Annotated in this window: 15 protein-coding genes; 7 read left to right on the top strand and 8 right to left on the bottom strand. The window is 62.9% G+C overall.

All coding sequences use genetic code 11. The features are described from left to right. The first annotated feature begins 44 nt into the window (after nt 1-44). Both M2367_RS14960 and M2367_RS14965 read left to right on the top strand, forming a co-directional pair. Nucleotides 45-1,034: a serine/threonine protein kinase gene (locus M2367_RS14960; protein WP_042039846.1), complete on the top strand. Its 990-nt coding sequence runs from the start codon at nt 45-47 to the stop codon at nt 1,032-1,034. A 155-nt stretch (nt 1,035-1,189) separates the two neighbouring features. Further along, nucleotides 1,190-1,798, top strand: a complete 609-nt coding sequence (locus tag M2367_RS14965; protein ID WP_042039847.1) for a thiol:disulfide interchange protein DsbA/DsbL — start codon at nt 1,190-1,192, stop codon at nt 1,796-1,798. 83 nt (nt 1,799-1,881) lie between these two features. On the opposite strand, the gene phnE is transcribed toward M2367_RS14965, so the two are convergent. From phnE to M2367_RS14990, 5 genes are all read right to left on the bottom strand, one after another. Next, a complete protein-coding gene (gene phnE / locus M2367_RS14970) occupies nt 1,882-3,435 on the bottom strand; it encodes a phosphonate ABC transporter, permease protein PhnE (RefSeq protein WP_259237140.1) in 1,554 nt (517 codons plus the stop codon). Further along, entirely contained in the window at nt 3,429-4,211 is a 783-nt protein-coding gene (locus tag M2367_RS14975) for a phosphonate ABC transporter ATP-binding protein (RefSeq protein ID WP_259237141.1), read from the bottom strand. The genes phnE and M2367_RS14975 overlap by 7 nt, the downstream gene beginning before the upstream one ends. Further along, nucleotides 4,208-5,053 (bottom strand): putative selenate ABC transporter substrate-binding protein, encoded by an 846-nt coding sequence (locus M2367_RS14980; protein ID WP_224431701.1) that lies wholly within the window; start codon nt 5,051-5,053, stop codon nt 4,208-4,210. The genes M2367_RS14975 and M2367_RS14980 overlap by 4 nt, the downstream gene beginning before the upstream one ends. Before the next feature lie 187 nt (nt 5,054-5,240). Further along, the gene (pncB, locus tag M2367_RS14985; RefSeq protein ID WP_259237142.1) at nt 5,241-6,419 is read right to left on the bottom strand and encodes a nicotinate phosphoribosyltransferase; all 1,179 of its coding nucleotides are present in this window, start codon (nt 6,417-6,419) and stop codon (nt 5,241-5,243) included. A 46-nt stretch (nt 6,420-6,465) separates the two neighbouring features. Further along, on the bottom strand, nt 6,466-7,092 hold the full coding sequence (locus M2367_RS14990) for a nicotinamidase (protein ID WP_259237143.1): 627 nt from the start codon (nt 7,090-7,092) through the stop codon (nt 6,466-6,468). Nucleotides 7,093-7,166: 74 nt separating this feature from the next. Between M2367_RS14990 and M2367_RS14995 the strand changes: the two genes are divergently transcribed. Together M2367_RS14995 and M2367_RS15000 are read left to right on the top strand one after the other, a co-directional pair. Next, a complete protein-coding gene (locus M2367_RS14995) occupies nt 7,167-7,817 on the top strand; it encodes an NrtR DNA-binding winged helix domain-containing protein (protein ID WP_042039853.1) in 651 nt (216 codons plus the stop codon). A gap of 23 nt (nt 7,818-7,840) precedes the next feature. Then, the gene (locus tag M2367_RS15000; protein ID WP_224432912.1) at nt 7,841-8,314 is read left to right on the top strand and encodes a DUF523 domain-containing protein; all 474 of its coding nucleotides are present in this window, start codon (nt 7,841-7,843) and stop codon (nt 8,312-8,314) included. Here the strand turns inward: M2367_RS15000 and M2367_RS15005 are convergent. From M2367_RS15005 to M2367_RS15015, 3 genes are all read right to left on the bottom strand, one after another. Beyond that, nucleotides 8,257-9,201, bottom strand: a complete 945-nt coding sequence (locus M2367_RS15005; RefSeq protein ID WP_259237144.1) for an acyltransferase — start codon at nt 9,199-9,201, stop codon at nt 8,257-8,259. The two genes, M2367_RS15000 and M2367_RS15005, sit on opposite strands and share 58 nt — an antisense overlap. After that, entirely contained in the window at nt 9,195-10,100 is a 906-nt protein-coding gene (locus M2367_RS15010) for an acyltransferase (RefSeq protein WP_042039858.1), read from the bottom strand. Before M2367_RS15010 ends, M2367_RS15005 begins: the two co-directional genes overlap by 7 nt. A 135-nt stretch (nt 10,101-10,235) precedes the next feature. After that, entirely contained in the window at nt 10,236-11,750 is a 1,515-nt protein-coding gene (locus M2367_RS15015; RefSeq protein WP_259237145.1) for a YifB family Mg chelatase-like AAA ATPase, read from the bottom strand. A 385-nt stretch (nt 11,751-12,135) separates the two neighbouring features. On the opposite strand from M2367_RS15015, the gene ilvG reads away from it, so the two are divergent. The 3 genes from ilvG to M2367_RS15030 are packed head-to-tail and all read left to right on the top strand — an operon-like array spanning nt 12,136 to nt 15,023. Beyond that, nucleotides 12,136-13,782 carry an acetolactate synthase 2 catalytic subunit gene (gene ilvG / locus M2367_RS15020; RefSeq protein ID WP_042039860.1) on the top strand — a complete coding sequence of 549 codons (1,647 nt, stop codon included), beginning with the start codon at nt 12,136-12,138 and terminating at the stop codon, nt 13,780-13,782. Then, nucleotides 13,779-14,078 (top strand): acetolactate synthase 2 small subunit, encoded by a 300-nt coding sequence (gene ilvM / locus M2367_RS15025; RefSeq protein WP_404972881.1) that lies wholly within the window; start codon nt 13,779-13,781, stop codon nt 14,076-14,078. Before ilvG ends, ilvM begins: the two co-directional genes overlap by 4 nt. A 12-nt stretch (nt 14,079-14,090) precedes the next feature. Further along, nucleotides 14,091-15,023: a branched-chain amino acid transaminase gene (locus tag M2367_RS15030; protein WP_259237146.1), complete on the top strand. Its 933-nt coding sequence runs from the start codon at nt 14,091-14,093 to the stop codon at nt 15,021-15,023. Nucleotides 15,024-15,358 lie beyond the last annotated feature (335 nt).

The raw sequence follows: 15,358 nt of genomic DNA on the forward strand, positions 1-15,358 counted from the left end.
TGCCGGGGTAATGATAGAATGGGGCGCATCGGCGCCCCTTTCTCATGGTGGATCTCATGCGTTTCAACTATTCCGACCTCAATCCCGATCTCATCCTGGATGCCCTGGACCTCAGTGGTCTGCGTGTCGATTCCGGTCTCATCGAGCTCAACAGCTATGAAAATCGGGTCTACCAGTTTCAGGATGAGGATCGGCGCCGCTATGTGGTGAAGTTCTACCGGCCAGGGCGCTGGAGCCGGGCCCAGATCCTGGAGGAGCATGGCTTTGCCGCCGCCCTGAACGAGGCCGAGATCCCGGTGGCGGCTCCCATCGCCTTCGCGGGGGAGACGCTGCTCGAGCATCAGGGCTACGGTTTCGCCATCTGGCATAGCGTCGGTGGCCGCCAGTTCGAGGTGGATAACCTGGATCAGCTGGAGTGGGTAGGTCGCTACCTGGGCCGCATCCACAGCATCGGCGCCACTCGCCCCTTCCAGCACCGGGTTCGCCTCGATGTAGAGAGCATGCTCCATGAGCCGCGTGCCCTGCTGGCGGAAGGAGAGTGGTTGCCGAGCGGTCTGGCCCGGGAGTTCTTCGGCCTGCTCGACGAGCTGACCAAGCATGTGACCGATGCCCTGCGCCTCGATGTGGCGCAGATAGCCCTGCACGGCGACTGCCACCCGGGCAATATTCTCTGGCGCGATGGCCCCATGTTCGTCGATCTCGACGACAGCCGCACCGGGCCCGCCATTCAGGATCTCTGGATGCTGCTCTCGGGGGAGCGTAGCGAGCAGCTTATCCAGCTCGATACCCTGTTGGCCGGTTATGAGGAGTTCATGGAATTTGACCACCGTGAACTGGCGCTGATAGAGCCCCTGCGCGCCATGCGCATGGTGCACTACATGGGGTGGCTGGCACGGCGCTGGGAGGATCCGGCCTTCCCCCGCCACTTCCCCTGGTTCAATACCGAGCACTACTGGCGCAGCCAGATCGCCAGCCTGCATGAGCAGTTGGCGGCCCTGAGTGCGCCTCCTCTGACCCTGACACCGGGTTGGTGACGCCTGAGCCGGCGATTGCCATAGTGCCGCATCATGACAGGGCTTGCCCTGCGGCCCCCCTCCTTTGCCATTGACGCCGGGAGGGGGACGCAATAGGCTTGGTCTGCTTCGGTTCTCCGGGCGTGCCTCACTGCTTCCCCTTAACAGGAAACATCATGAAAAAAATACTGTGCTTTCTTGCTGCCATGCTGATGATACCCATGGTTCACGCCGCCCCTGAGTTCAAGGAAGGCGTCAACTATGAGGTAGTCAAACAGACTGGCAGTGCTCAGCCTGAGGTCATGGAGTTCTTCTCCTACTTCTGCCCTCACTGCTTCAAGTTCGAGCCGATCGTGGACGATCTGCAGAAGAGCCTGCCGGAAGGGGTGACCCTGAAGAAGAACCCGGTCGCCTTCCTGGGTCGCGAGATGGGCCCCGAGCTGCAGCGCGCCTATGCGGTTGCCAATCTGCTCAAGGCTGAAGAGAAGCTGACCCCAGCCATCTTCGATGCCATCCACGTCAAGCGTCAGGTGCCCCAGAGCCGCAACGATGTGGAGAAAATCTTCGTCGACAACGGTGTACCGGCCGAAGAGTTCACCGGTGCCGTGGACAGCTTCGCCGTCTCCGGCATGGTCTCCCAGTTCGATCGCAACACCGAGACCTACAACGTGCGTGGCGTACCGGCCTTCCTGGTCAACGGCAAGTACATGGTGAAGATTGAATCCATCACCTCCCAGGAGCAGTTCAATCAGCTGGTGAAATTCTTGCTCGCCAAGAAAGACTGATTGCCCTGATCCTGATAAAACGCCCGCCGGTGCAAACCGGCGGGCGTTTTTTTATGGGGGATTGAGCCGGATGCCTCAGGGGGTCAGACCTGGCAGTCCCGTTGCTGGCGCGAGATGCTGGGCAAGCGGGTGCGGCGGCTGAGCTCCTCGGCCAGCCAGACCAGCAAGAGGATGGCGAGCAGCAGGGTGGCGGCCTGATCGTAGCGAAACAGGCTCAGGGAGACATAGAGCTGCTGACCCAGGCCACCGGCGCCGACCACGCCCAGAATGGTGGCGGCGCGCAGGTTCATCTCGCCGCGATAGAGGCTGTAGGCCAGCCACTGTTGCCACACCATGGGCAGCAGGCCGTACCAGAAGCTGACCAGCCGCCCGGCCCCTGCCAGCTGCAGGGCGCGGCGCGGCCCCTGATCCGCATTCTCCAGGGTCTCCACAAAGAGCCGGGCCAAGACGCCTGTGGTGTGCAGGGTCAGTGCCAGCACACCGGCGACCGGCCCCAGCCCCACGGCAATCACCAGCAGGCTGGCAAAAATCAGTTCGGGGATGGATCGCAGCAGGTTGAACAGCAGGCGCAGCGGCCAGAACTGGCGTGCCAGCACGGCCAGTCCCATGGCGAGCAGGGCACTGAGCAGGGTGCTGAGCAGCGCCATCTGCAGGGTGTCGACCAGGCCGTGGGCCACCAGGGTGAGGAAGGCGGGAGACCAGTCCGGTTGCAGGAACTCGGCCAGGAAACGACCCATGCCGCCGAAGGAGAGGCTCAGGGTACGCCAGTCGAGCAGTACACCGGCCCCCAGACAGGCGAGCAGCAGCAGGGTGCAGAGCAACAGGCCGGGGGAGCGGCTGTGGCGCAGCCAGGCGCTCAGGCCATCGGCCAGCACGACCAGGGCCACGAAGGCCAGCAGCAGGGTGGCCACCTCACCGCCGGCGAACATGCGCAGGGAGAGTTCGAGCTGCTGACCCAGGCCTCCGGCCCCCACGAATCCCATGATGACCGAGGCGCGCAAGGCACACTCCCAGCGATAGACGGTGTAGGAGAGCAGCTCCTGACGCACCGTAGGCAGCACGCCGTAACAGAGTGCCTGCAAGCGCCCTGCGCCACTGAGCAACAGGGCCCGGGCCGGTTGCAGGGCGCCGCTCTCCATGATCTCGTTGTAGACCTTGGCCAGCATGCCACCGTAGCTGACCGAGATGGCCAGGATGGCCGCCATGGGGCCCAGCCCCGACAGACGCACGAACAGCAGCGCCCAGATAAGCTCGGGCAGGCTGCGCAGCAGGATGGCGATGAGGCGGCACAGCGCCCGCAGGCCGCTGCGCAGGGGGGCGGGCAGGGCGCCTATCCGTGACAGGGAGAGCGCCCGCGATCCCAGCAGGGCGAAGGGCACCCCGAGCAGGAGGGCGCCGAACAGTCCCAGGGTAGCCACCGCCAGGCTCTCCAGGGTGGCCTTGAGGGTCAGGGTGAGGAAGTCGCCATCCAGACGCGGTGGCCAGCTGTGGGCGGCGAAGTTGCCCATCTGCTGCCAACTCGCGGGCTCGAACAGGGCGCGCCAGCTGGCGGCATCTTGCCAGAGACCGTAGAGCGCCAGCAGCAGGAGCCAGCCCCAGGGGCTACGCAGGGTCAGGCGGGAGCGGGAGGCTAGCACGATGGCACCGGATCGGCTCCCAGGCTGCCCGGCGGCTCGTTGCCATAGAGCTCGGCCAGCATGGCGGGGCTGACCGCCTCGGCGGCGCAGTCGAACAGGATGCGGCCCTGACGCAGGCCTATGATGCGCGGGAAGTGACTCAGGGCCAGATCCACCGCATGAAGGCTGGTAATGAGCGTGCTGCCTCGCTCCCTTGCCTGCTGTTGCAGGGTAAGGATGCAGGCTTGCGCCAGCACGGGATCGAGCGCCGAAACGGGCTCGTCCGCCAGCATCAGGTCCGGGTTTTGATAGAGCACCCGGGCGATGCCGACCCGCTGCAACTGGCCGCCGGAGAGCTCGCCACAGGGTTGGTGCAACTTGTCCGCCAGGGACAATCGCGCCAGCTCGGTGCGGGCGCCAGCGGGATCGCAGGGACGCAACAGGGAGAGCAGTGCCTTGGCCAGTGACCACTGACCGAGCCGACCCGCCAGCACGGCGGTGATGACGGACTGGGAGGGGGGCAGGGGCGGCGCCTGCCAGATCATGCCGATGCGGCTGCGCAGCCGTTGCCGCGCCCGGCTCGAGAGCTGCCAGGGATCCTGCTGCCACAGCAGCAGGGCCCCCGGATGGTCTGCTCTGAGTTCGGTGGCGAGCAGGCGCAGCAGACTGGTCTTGCCCGCGCCGCTCGGCCCTATGATGGCGACCCGCTCCCCGGCCTGGATCTGCACGTCGATCGCTGCCAGTACGGGCAGATCACCGAGCCGCAGGCTGGCCTGACGCAGGTCAACGGCAATCACTTCAGCAGGTCCGCCTGGACGGCGGCGGCTTCGATACCCTGGTAGTTCTCGGGTTTGGTCTCGATGAAGCGGCTGGCCCGTTGCAGTTTCAGGATCTCGGCCTGGGCAGGCACCTTGGGATCCAGCTTGAGGAAGGCCTGCTTGATCTTGGCTTGCAAGGCGGGATCCATGCCGCCGCGCACCGTCCAGTTGTAGTCAAAGTAGGTCGGCGTGGTCCAGATAACCTTCACCTTCTTGGTGTCTACCTTGCCCTCTTCCAGCAACTTGTCCCAGACCGAGGCGTTGAGCGCACCCGCTGGCACCTTGCCGGAGGCGACCCAGGCGACGGTGGCGTCATGGGCGCCGGAGAAGGCTACGTGGGCGAAATCTTTTTCAGGATTGATCCCCTCTTCGGCCAGGAAGTGGCGCGGCATCAGGTGGCCCGAGGTGGATGAGGGAGAGCCGAATGCGAAGTCCTTGCCTTTCAGATCGGCGAGGGTCTCGATACCGCTGTCGGCGTTGGCAATGAACTTGGAGGTGAACTGGGCATCTTCCGCCCGTTGTACCAGCGGGATGACGCCGTTTGCACGGCGATGGGCCTGCACATAGGTGAAACCGCCCAGCCAGGCCATGTCTATCTTGCCCGCAGCCAGGGCCTCCACCACGGCGGCGTAGTCATTGACCGGGACGAACACCACCTCGCGGCCGGTCTGCTCGGCCAGATAGTCACCCAGAGGGGCGAACTTGCGTTGCAGCTCGGTCGGCGCCTCGTCGGGGATGGCTGAGACCCGCAGCGGCTCGACGGCGCTGGCCCCCAGGCTGGCGAAGAGGGCGGTGAGGGGAAGTATCCATTTCTTCAGCATGTGACTTTCCTTTGGTAGATGACTGTTGGGCGGCAAGGTGATGGACAAAGAGAAGGCCCGATGGACGTCGGACCTTGGAATGGGCATATGGTATGCATCCTGGGGCGCGGATGCCAGTTCGGCCCCCATTTATCCCGGCTTTGTTGTTCTGCATTCACTGGCCGTTGCGCCTGAGCGATGGGATGGCTCAGCGGGGCAGGTGGAAGGCTTGCTTGAGATGGCGCACGAAGTCCGCATCCCGGCAGAGGGTCTTGCCCGGACTGTCGGAGATCTTGGCGACCGGGCCGCCGTTGCACTCCATCAGCTTGAAGACGATGTTCATCGGGCTCACCCCCGGCAGATCGCAGGTGAGCTGGGTGCCGATGCCGAAGCTGGTGTTGATGCGGCCGCGGAAGTGCCGAAACAGCGCCACCGCCTTGTCGAGGTTGAGGCCGTCGGAGAAGACCAGGGTCTTGCTGGCCGGATTGATGCCGAGCCGCTGGTAGTGGCTGATGGCCTTCTCGCCCCACACCACGGGATCGCCGGAGTCATGGCGCAACCCCTGATAACGGCTGGCCAGCTCGAAATCGAAGTCGTGCAGGAAGGCATCCATGGTGATGCAGTCGGTCAGGGCGATGCCGAGGTGACTGCTGAATTCGTCCAGCCAGCTGGTGAGGGCGGCACGCTGGCTCTGGGCCAAGGGAAAGCCGAGCTGCTGGTGGGCCTGGAACCACTCGTGGGCCTGGGTGCCGACCGCAGGCAGGTCATATTTCTGGGCCAGTTGATAGTTGCTGGTGCCGCGAAAACAGGGCAGACGCTCCTTGAGGCGGCCAACCACGGCATCCTGCACCGCCTGGGAGAAGCGGCGACGGGTGCCAAAGTCGATGAGGTTGAAATCCTGCATCTCCTCCGGACTCAAGGTGCCTTCAAGCTTGTCGATCTTCTGATCCAGTCGCACCAGGGCCTGGCTCACCCCGAATTGGGGATAGCGGAAGCGGTTGCGCATCTCGCTGATGGTGGCGAGCACCGGGATCTCCCACAGGATCACATCCTGCCAGGGGCCCTCGACCCGCACATTGATGCGGCCATCTTGCTCGAACACCTTGAGCAGGGAGGCGTCGAGGGGCTTGCGGCGCAGGTGATCCAGGTAGTCGGCACTGAAGAAGGGACGCTCGGCCAGGAACAGGCTCTGTGCCTTGCTCAGGCGCAGGGAACCGGCGAGGCGCAGTTGCTCCTCGACCTGACCCATCATGGGCAGCAGATCTTCCTCATTGCGGCTGTGGAACTCGGCCACCACCTCGGCGTCGGGATAGCGGTGATAGACCGCCTGCTGCATGTGCAGCTTGTAGGCATCGGTGTCGAGCAGGCTGGTGAGGATAGGGGGCATATGCATCAGGTTCCCGGCAGGCTGGTGGGTATGTCTAACGGACATATCAGGCATCCAGCAGGCGTTGTATATCGGTCAGGCTCCGGGCCAGCTCGGCCCCGGCCTCAGTCATCTGGACATGGGCGCTGGCAATGGTCTCGGGGGCGATGCCACGGCAGGCATCCAGATGCACTATGACGCGAAAACCGGCGTGGCGCAGCTGCAACACACTGGTCTTGACGCAGTAGTCGGTGGCGAGGCCGCCGGCCAGCACTGTGCTGACGTTGCGACTGCGCAGAAATTCGATGAGGCCGGTGCTGCGCCGTCCGGCCAGGTCATGGTAGCAGGCGCCATAGGGGTGCAGGTCGGGTTCTATGCCCTTCCAGACGAAGAAGTCATAGTCGATGGGGGCGGGCAGGCCGTCGAGCAGCTCGAAGCCCTGCGTGCCCGGCACGCAATGGCTCGGCCAGCTGAGATCCACATTGGCGTGGGGCAGCGGCGTCAGGGGCTGGCCCGTGACCCAGAGTGGCGCTCGGGGATGGGCATCCTTGCTGCCGATGCGCAGGCTGGCCAGGGCGGCCTGGCCATTGAGGGCGGCGACTATTTCGTCTCCGCCGGGCACGGGGAGCTCGTCGGGGCAGAGGGGCGTGAATCCCTTTTGCGCGTCTATATCCAGGCTGGCGATGATTCCCATGAACGGCTCCTGCACATATTATCTATGTGATATTATCTACCAAACATTAATGGAAGGCGAGCGAGACGAGCAAGATGCCGAGCATGAGTCTGGACATGGTGGTGCTGCGTTTGAACGAAGAGCGGCTGGAATTGCTGCTTGAGCCGCGTCAACGCCCACCCTTTGCCCACTGTTGGCAACTGCCCGCCCGGCGGATCGACGAGCGCCGGGACCGGGATCTGGAGGATGCCTTGCAGCGGCTGCTGGCCGAGTGGGGCCTCGGGGTCTGCTATAGCGAACAGGTCTGCACCCTGGGCGATCTGGCACGGGATCCCCGCGGCTGGTCCACCACCCTGGTTTACCTCTGTCTGGTCGGCCCCGAGCTGCAAGCGAGCCGGGGCCAATGGCACCCGCTCGCCGATCTGGACCGATTGACCCTGGCATTTGATCACGATCGCCTCATTGGCAAAGGCCTGGAGCGGCTCATGATCAAGAGCCGCTACAGCACCTTGCCGGTGCAACTGCTCGGCCGTGAATTCACTCTCTCCGAGCTGCAACGGGCCTATGAGATCATCTTGCGGACCCCCATGAACACGGCGGCATTTCGCAAGCGGATCCATCGTGCCAACATCCTGGCCGACACCGGCCGCAAACGCACCGGCAAGCAGAGGCCCGCCAGCCTCTACCGGCTCGATGCCTCGCCCTGCATCCTCTTTGATCAAGTGATGCACGGCGCCGAGGTCTGAAATAACTGACAAGGATGATCATGATGGAGAAGCTGCTGGTCAGTGCCTGCTTGCTGGGGCAGCCCGTGCGTTACGACGGTCAGAGCAAGGGGATCCTCAGCGACTGGCTCACCACCCTGGGGGCCGAGGGGCGGACGCTGGCATTTTGTCCCGAGGTAGCCGGTGGTTTGCCGACCCCGCGTCCACCTGCCGAGCGCCAGGGAGAGCGGGTGATCACGGTGACGGGGCTGGATGTCACCCGCGAGTTTGACCATGGGGCCGAACTGGCCTTGGCGCTCTGCCTGCGGGAGAGGATCCGCTTCGCCCTGCTCAAGGAGGGGAGCCCCTCCTGTGGCAGCGGCCGTATCTATAATGGCCATTTCGAAGGCGTTTCCATGGCAGGAGAGGGCAAGACCACGGCCTTGCTGCGCCGCCACGGCATTCAGGTGTTCAGCGAGGATCAGTTGCCCGAGCTGGCTCTGGCACTCTCCCTGGCGGCCACCGTAGCGGGTTCCTGAGCTCGCTGCCACTGTTCCAATACCTCGTCCTTCTCCTGCCAGCGCTGGTTCAGCCATGCCTGAAAACCGCGCTTGAACTGCTTGTCGTTGAAGTAGTCGCCCATCAGCGCCTCATCCACCGGCAGCTCCTCGATGCGCACCTGAATGCGCTTCATCCGCCCCATCAGAAAGTCCTTGAACGGCGTTTTGCTGTTGTCCGGGTAGCGGATGGTGACGTTGATCAGGCTGTCGAACTGCTCCCCCATGGCCGCCAGGGTGAAGGCCAGGCCTGCGGCCTTGGGCGGCATCAGATGGCGATAAGGCGAGCGGCTCTGGGCCTGCTTCTGCGCCGTGACCCTGGTGCCCTCGACAAAGTTGATGACGGTGGTGGGGAGATGGCGAAACTTCTCGCAGGCGTTGCGGGTTGTCTCGATATCCTGGCCGCGTAGGTGTGGATTGCGCAGCAAAAACTCCCGGGAATAACGGCGCATAAAGGGCATGTCCAGCCCCCAGCAGGCGAGCCCAAGCAGCGGAATATAGATGAGCTCGTGCTTCATGAAGAACTTGGGCACCGGCAACCTGTCGCGAAACAGGTGACCCAGCACCACGATGTCGGTCCAGCTCTGGTGGTTGCTGACGATGAGGTACCAGCCATCCCTGCGCAGTTGGCTGTTCTCTTCTATCTGCCACTCGATGCGGGTGGTGAGGCGGATGACGAAGGCATTGCCGCTCAGCCACAGGCGCATGATGCCGTTGTTGATGTGGCTGCAAGCGCGATCGAGGGCCGGGATCGGCAGCAGCTTGAGCAGCGACACCAGCAGGATCAGGCTGGCGCACAGGGCGGTGAATATGATGGTCAGACTGACGCTTAGCAGCAGCACCAGGGGGCCGGGTAGCAGACTTAACAAGGGCGTATCTCATCGCTCAGCAGTTGGTTCAGGGTCTGATCCTTGTCGTGCCAGATCCCGTTCAGCCACTGCTGGAAATCATGTTGAAAGGCGGGATCGTTGAAATAATCCCCCACCAGATGTTGCTCTATGGGCAGGAAGCGCACCCTGACTCGAATAGTGCCAACCCGGCCGCACATAAAATCCCAGAAGCTCGGGATCCCGCCCGGGTAACCAATGGTCACATCGACCAGCTGATGCAGTTTGCCGTCCATGGCCGCCAGGGTGAAGGCGATACCGCCCGCTCTGGGATGGAGCAGGTGACGATAGGGAGCCCTCTGCTTGTCATGCTTGTGAGCCGTGAAGCGGGTTCCCTCAACGAAGTTCATCACGCTTACCGGGATATGCTGGAACTTGGCACAGGCTTGTCGGGTTGTTTCTATGTCCTTTCCCTTCAAATATGGCTTTTTTTCCAGCAACTTCTTCGAATATCGCCGCATGAAGGGAAAGTCGAGCGCCCACCATGCCAGTCCGAGAAAAGGTACCCAAATCAGCTCTTTCTTCAGGAAAAACTTCAGAAAGGGGATTTTTTGATTAAAAACCCGCTGCAGTACCAGTATGTCGACCCAGGATTGGTGGTTGGCAATCACCATATACCACTGGTTAAGGCGAGATTTGTCCAGTCCGACCACCTCGAATTGGGTCTTGGTGAGGGTTTGCTGGATCAGATTATTGAAACCAATCCAGTGACTGGCGCAGCCATCAAGCAGGGCACTGCAGCGGGTACGCCAGGGGGCGAGAGGGATCAGCAGTTTGAGCAGGGCCAATCCCAGTATGGGCATCACCCAGAACAAGGTATTGAGGAAATAGAGCAGGGTAGAGAGGCTGCCACGCAGGCTCTCTATCAGCTTGTTTTTCATGGGCTTGGTTCCGTTTGCTGGCGAAAATTCGATTAAGTGGTCAGATGTGTCGCCATAATATCAGCCGTTCATGGGCGAGACCAAGGGGTGAGTGGTTTCTGTTTGAGGCTTAATCTGCGGAGGCAGCGCCCCTGTCTAGCCGCCGCGCAGTCTGCTCAGCAGCCTGTCCATGGCGCGATACCCCAGCGCCTCGACCAGATGTGCCTTCTCGATCTGGGTCTTGCCAGCGAGATCGGCCAGGGTGCGGGACACCCGCAGTATCCGGTGCCAGGCGCGGATGCTGAGGCCGAGTCGCTGGATGGCTGTCTCCAAAAAATCGGCATCTTGTGGTGATAACCGGCAAACGTCTTCGATTTCCCGGCTATCGAGCAGGTTATTCAGCTTGCCGCTGCGAGCCAGCATCCGATCGCGCGCCCCCAGTACCCTGTCGCGGATCTGGGCACTGGGTTCGCCGCGCTGGGCCTTGCCGGTCAGGCTGCCCTTGGGCAAGAGCGGCACCTCCACGGTGAGATCGAAGCGGTCGAGGAAGGGACCGGAGAGTCTGCCGAGATAGCGCAGTATCTGATCCGGACTGGCGCGGCTTAGACCGTCGCCGAAGTGGCCGCAGGGGCTGGGGTTCATGGCGCCAATCAGCTGGAAGCGGGCGGGAAAATCCACCTGGCGGGCGGCCCGGCTGATGGTGATATGGCCCGTCTCCAGCGGCTCGCGCAGGGCATCGAGCACCTTGCGCTCGAACTCGGGCAGTTCATCCAGGAAGAGCACACCATTGTGGGCCAGGGAGATCTCACCTGGCCTGGGGTGGCTGCCACCACCGACCAGGGCCACCGCCGAGGCGCTGTGATGGGGGGTGCGATAGGGTCTCTGGTGCCAGTGACCCTGTCTCGGGGTCAGACCGCCGATGGAGTGAATGGCGGCGGTCTGCTGGGCCTCCTCTTCGCTGAGCGGCGGCAGTATGCCGGGCAGACGACTGGCCAGCATGCTCTTGCCGGTGCCAGGCGGGCCGATGAACAGCAGGTTGTGGCAGCCAGCCGCGGCTATCTCCAGCGCGCGTTTGGCCTGGGATTGACCTATCACATCCTGCAGATCCGCCACATCGGGCCTCTGGCTGTCGGGTTGAGGGAGTGGCAGCGGCAACTCATATTGGCCGGCGAGCCAGGCGGTCACCGCCAGCAGCTGGTGGGCACAGCGCACCTTGGCATTCTGGATGAGGGCGGCCTCGACCCCATTGGCGGTGGGCACCAGCAGGGTACGACCGGCATCGCGACAGGCGAGCACGGCGGGCAGCACGCCGAGCACGGGCCGGATCTCGCCGGTCAGGGCCAACTCCCCCAAAAACTCATGATCGAGCAGGTATGTTGCCGGTATCTGCTTGGATGCGGCGAGAATGCCGAGAGCGATGGCCAAGTCGAAGCGACCCCCTTCCTTGGGCAAGTCTGCCGGGGCCAGATTGACGGTGATGCGCTTGGCTGGGAACTCGAAGTTGCCGTTGAGCAGGGCGCTGCGCACCCTGTCCCGCGACTCCTTCACCGAGGTCTCGGGCAGGCCCACGATATTGAAGGCGGGCAGGCCATTGGAGAGGTGAACTTCCACCGTCACTTGCGGTGCCTGGATCCCCAGGCTGGCACGACTATAAACCACAGCTAATGACATAAACCCCATCCTTGAGTTGAGTTATGTTCTGACTAACTGCAATTTGTCAGTGTTTTATACCAGCCGGATTCGACTGATATAGTTAAACTTAGTGGCTTGTAATGTAATAAATGCTTGCCTGATAAATTTCATCATGCTAGTTCTAATAGCCATTCGCGGTAACAGCCGCCCAGATTTCATCGAATTTTGTGGTAGTAACTATGAACATGGCTTCCCGTTTCGTCAGCATTATTGTGGTCCTAGTGGTGATTATTATCACACCGCTCGGGGCTCGTTTAGCTGCACGGAACAAGGGATAGACCCACTACCGGACAGAACGAAACAAGCGACCCCCGATCCTCACGGCCCGGGGGTTTTTTTTCGACCAAGGAATAGGATTTTCTCCATGAACGGCGCGCACTATTTGGTACAGGCACTCAAGCAGCAGGGAGTCACCCAGGTGTTCGGTTACCCGGGCGGTGCCATCATGCCGGTCTACGATGCGCTCTATGACGGTGGTCTGGCCCATCAGCTCTGCCGCCATGAGCAGGGTGCCGCCATGGCCGCGGTGGGCTATGCCCGCGCCTCCGGTCAGGTCGGGGTCTGCATCGCCACCTCGGGTCCCGGCGCCACCAATCTGGTGACCGGCCTGGCAGAGGCGCTGCTCGACTCAGTGCCCCTGGTGGCGATCAGTGGCCAGGTAGCCTGCGCCGCCGTCGGTACCGATGCGTTTCAGGAAGTGGATGTGCTCGGCATGTCCCTCTCCTGCACCAAGCACTCCTTCATGGTCACGGACGTTGCCGAGCTGGGCCAAGTCATCGCCGAGGCTTTTGCCATCGCAACGGAAGGTCGCCCCGGCCCGGTACTCATCGATTTTCCCAAGGATGTACAACTGGCCGCCATGCCCCCACAACATCCCCAGCTTGCCGTGGACGAACCTGAGCCGCTTTGCCCGCAGGCCCTGGAAGCCGCCCGGGCGCTGCTCGCGGCGGCCGAGCGTCCGGTGCTCTACGTCGGCGGTGGCGTGGGCATGGCCAATGCGGAAGATCAGCTGCGCGCGTTCGCAGCAGTCACTGGCATGCCAGCGGTCACCACCCTCAAGGGAATTGGGGCGCTCGACCCCGACAGCCCCGTCTATCTCGGCATGCTCGGTATGCACGGCACCAAGGCGGCCAACTTCGCGGTGCAGCAGTGCGATCTGTTACTGGTGGTCGGTGCCCGTTTCGATGATCGGGTGACCGGCAAGCTTGACGAGTTCGCCCCCCATGCCAGGGTGGTCCATCTGGACGTGGACGCCGCCGAGTTCGGCAAGCGTCGCGCCGCCGAGGTGGGCATCAGCACCGATCTGAGACTGGTGCTGCCCGCCCTGGCCATGACCCTCGATATCACACCCTGGCGCGAACACTGTGCGAGCATGGCCCGCGAATATGCGTTTCGCTACGACCACCCGGGGCAGCCCATCTATGCGCCAGCCCTGCTCAAGCAGCTCTCGACGCTGCTGCCAGATAGCAGCGTGGTCGCCTGCGACGTGGGCCAGCACCAGATGTGGGTAGCCCAGCACATGCGCTTCACCAGCCCGCGCAACCACCTCTCCAGCGCCGGGCTCGGCACCATGGGCTTCGGTCTGCCCGCCGCCATCGGGGCCAAGATGTCCCGCCCCGAGGACGAGGTGGTGCTGGTGAGTGGTGACGGCTCCTTCATGATGAACGTGCAGGAGCTGGGCACCATACGCCGGGCTCAGCTCAAGGTGAAGATGGTGCTGATCGACAACCAACGGCTCGGCATGGTGCGCCAGTGGCAGGAGCTGTTCTTCGACGGCCGCTACAGCGAGACCATCCTCTCCGACAACCCGGATTTCATCGCCCTGGCGGCCGCCTTTGGCATCCCCGGTGAAACCATCACCCGCAAGGATGAGATCGCCGGTGCCCTGGATCGCCTGCTCGGCAGCGAGAGCGCCTATCTGCTGCATGTCGCTATCTCAGAGGAAGAGAATGTCTGGCCCCTGGTTCCGCCGGGAGTCGCCAACCACAAGATGATGGAACAACGCCCATGAACTCGTCCCCCCTTGGCCTCAATTCGGCTCCCCTGAGCCAGATCAACACCCTGGAGATCCACGCGACATCCAGGCCCGAAGTGATGGAACGCGTGTTGCGGGTGGTGCGCCACCGCGGCTTCCATCTCAAGGCCCTCAACATGGAGGCGAGCGCGGAGCAAGATTGCCAACAGCTGCGGATCACGGTTACTGTCGAGTCGACGCGTCCCATCGCACAGCTGTGGAGCCAGCTGGTCAAGCTGGTGGACGTCTCTCGGGTCGATGCACTGGAAGCGCAGCCCAGAATAAACCCATAAGGAGCAGCAAGCATGTCACAGGCCAACCACCCTCAATTCATCTGGTTCAACGGCAAGATGGTGCCCTGGCAAGATGCCCAGGTCCACGTCATGAGTCATGCCTTGCACTACGGCTCCTCGGTGTTTGAGGGGGTGCGTGCCTACGATACCCCCAAGGGCACCTGCATCTTCCGCCTGCAGGAGCACACCCGCCGTTTGTTCGACTCCGCCAAGATCTACTGGATGAATGTGCCCTACAGCGAGGCCGAGGTGAATGACGCCTGCCGTGCCGTGGTGCGCGAGAATGGCCTCAAGAGCGGCTACCTGCGTCCGCTGGCCTTTATTGGCAATGTGGGGCTGGGGCTGCATCCGCCGCTGGATGCCAAGGCGGATCTCATGGTCGCGGCCCTGCCCTGGGGTGCCTATCTCGGCGAGGAGGGGCTCAAAAATGGGGTGGATGTGTGCGTCACCTCCTGGAACCGGCTCGCCCCCAACACCATTCCTACCGGCGCCAAGGCGGGGGGCAACTATCTGTCGTCCCAGCTCATCAGCCGGGAGGCCAAGCGCAACGGCTTCGCCGAGGGGCTGGCGCTGGACGTGAACGGCTACCTGAGCGAGGGGGCGGGGGAGAACCTCTTCCTGGTGAAAAATGGGGTGCTGTTCACCCCGCCCGCCACCGCCGCCATCCTGCCCGGCATCACCCGCGACACCATAATGACGCTCGCACGGGATCTCGGTTACGAGGTGCGCGAGCAGGCGCTGCCCCGGGAGGCACTCTATGTGGCAGACGAGATCTTCATGACCGGCACCGCCGCCGAGGTGACCCCGGTGCGCTCGGTGGATCGGATGCAGGTCGGCGCCGGCAGCCGTGGCCCGGTGACCGAGCAGCTGCAAAACGCCTTCTTCGGCCTGTTCAACGGCCAGACCGAGGACAAATGGAACTGGTTGACCCCAGTTAACGATTGAATCAGCGGGGGCAGCATTTGCCCCCATGCAACGGCCAGACCGAAGACAAATGGAACTGGTTGACCCCAGTTAACGATTGAATCAGCGGGGGCAGCATTTGCCCCCATGCAACGGCCAGACCGAGGACAAATGGAACTGGTTGACCCCAGTGAACGATTGAATCAGCGGGGGCAGCATTTGCCCCCATGCAACGGCAAGACCGAGGACAAGTGGGGCTGGCTCACCCAGGTAAACGACTGATTGAGCATGAGCGGGCGACCCGTCGCCCGCTCATGCTCGGACCAGAGTCGGCTATGGCAAGGGTAGATCCCTTGCCACAACCGATTTGAATTGAC

The sequence above is a fragment of the Aeromonas sp. BIGb0445 genome, from assembly GCF_024809075.1.
GTDB lineage: Bacteria > Pseudomonadota > Gammaproteobacteria > Enterobacterales > Aeromonadaceae > Aeromonas > Aeromonas rivuli.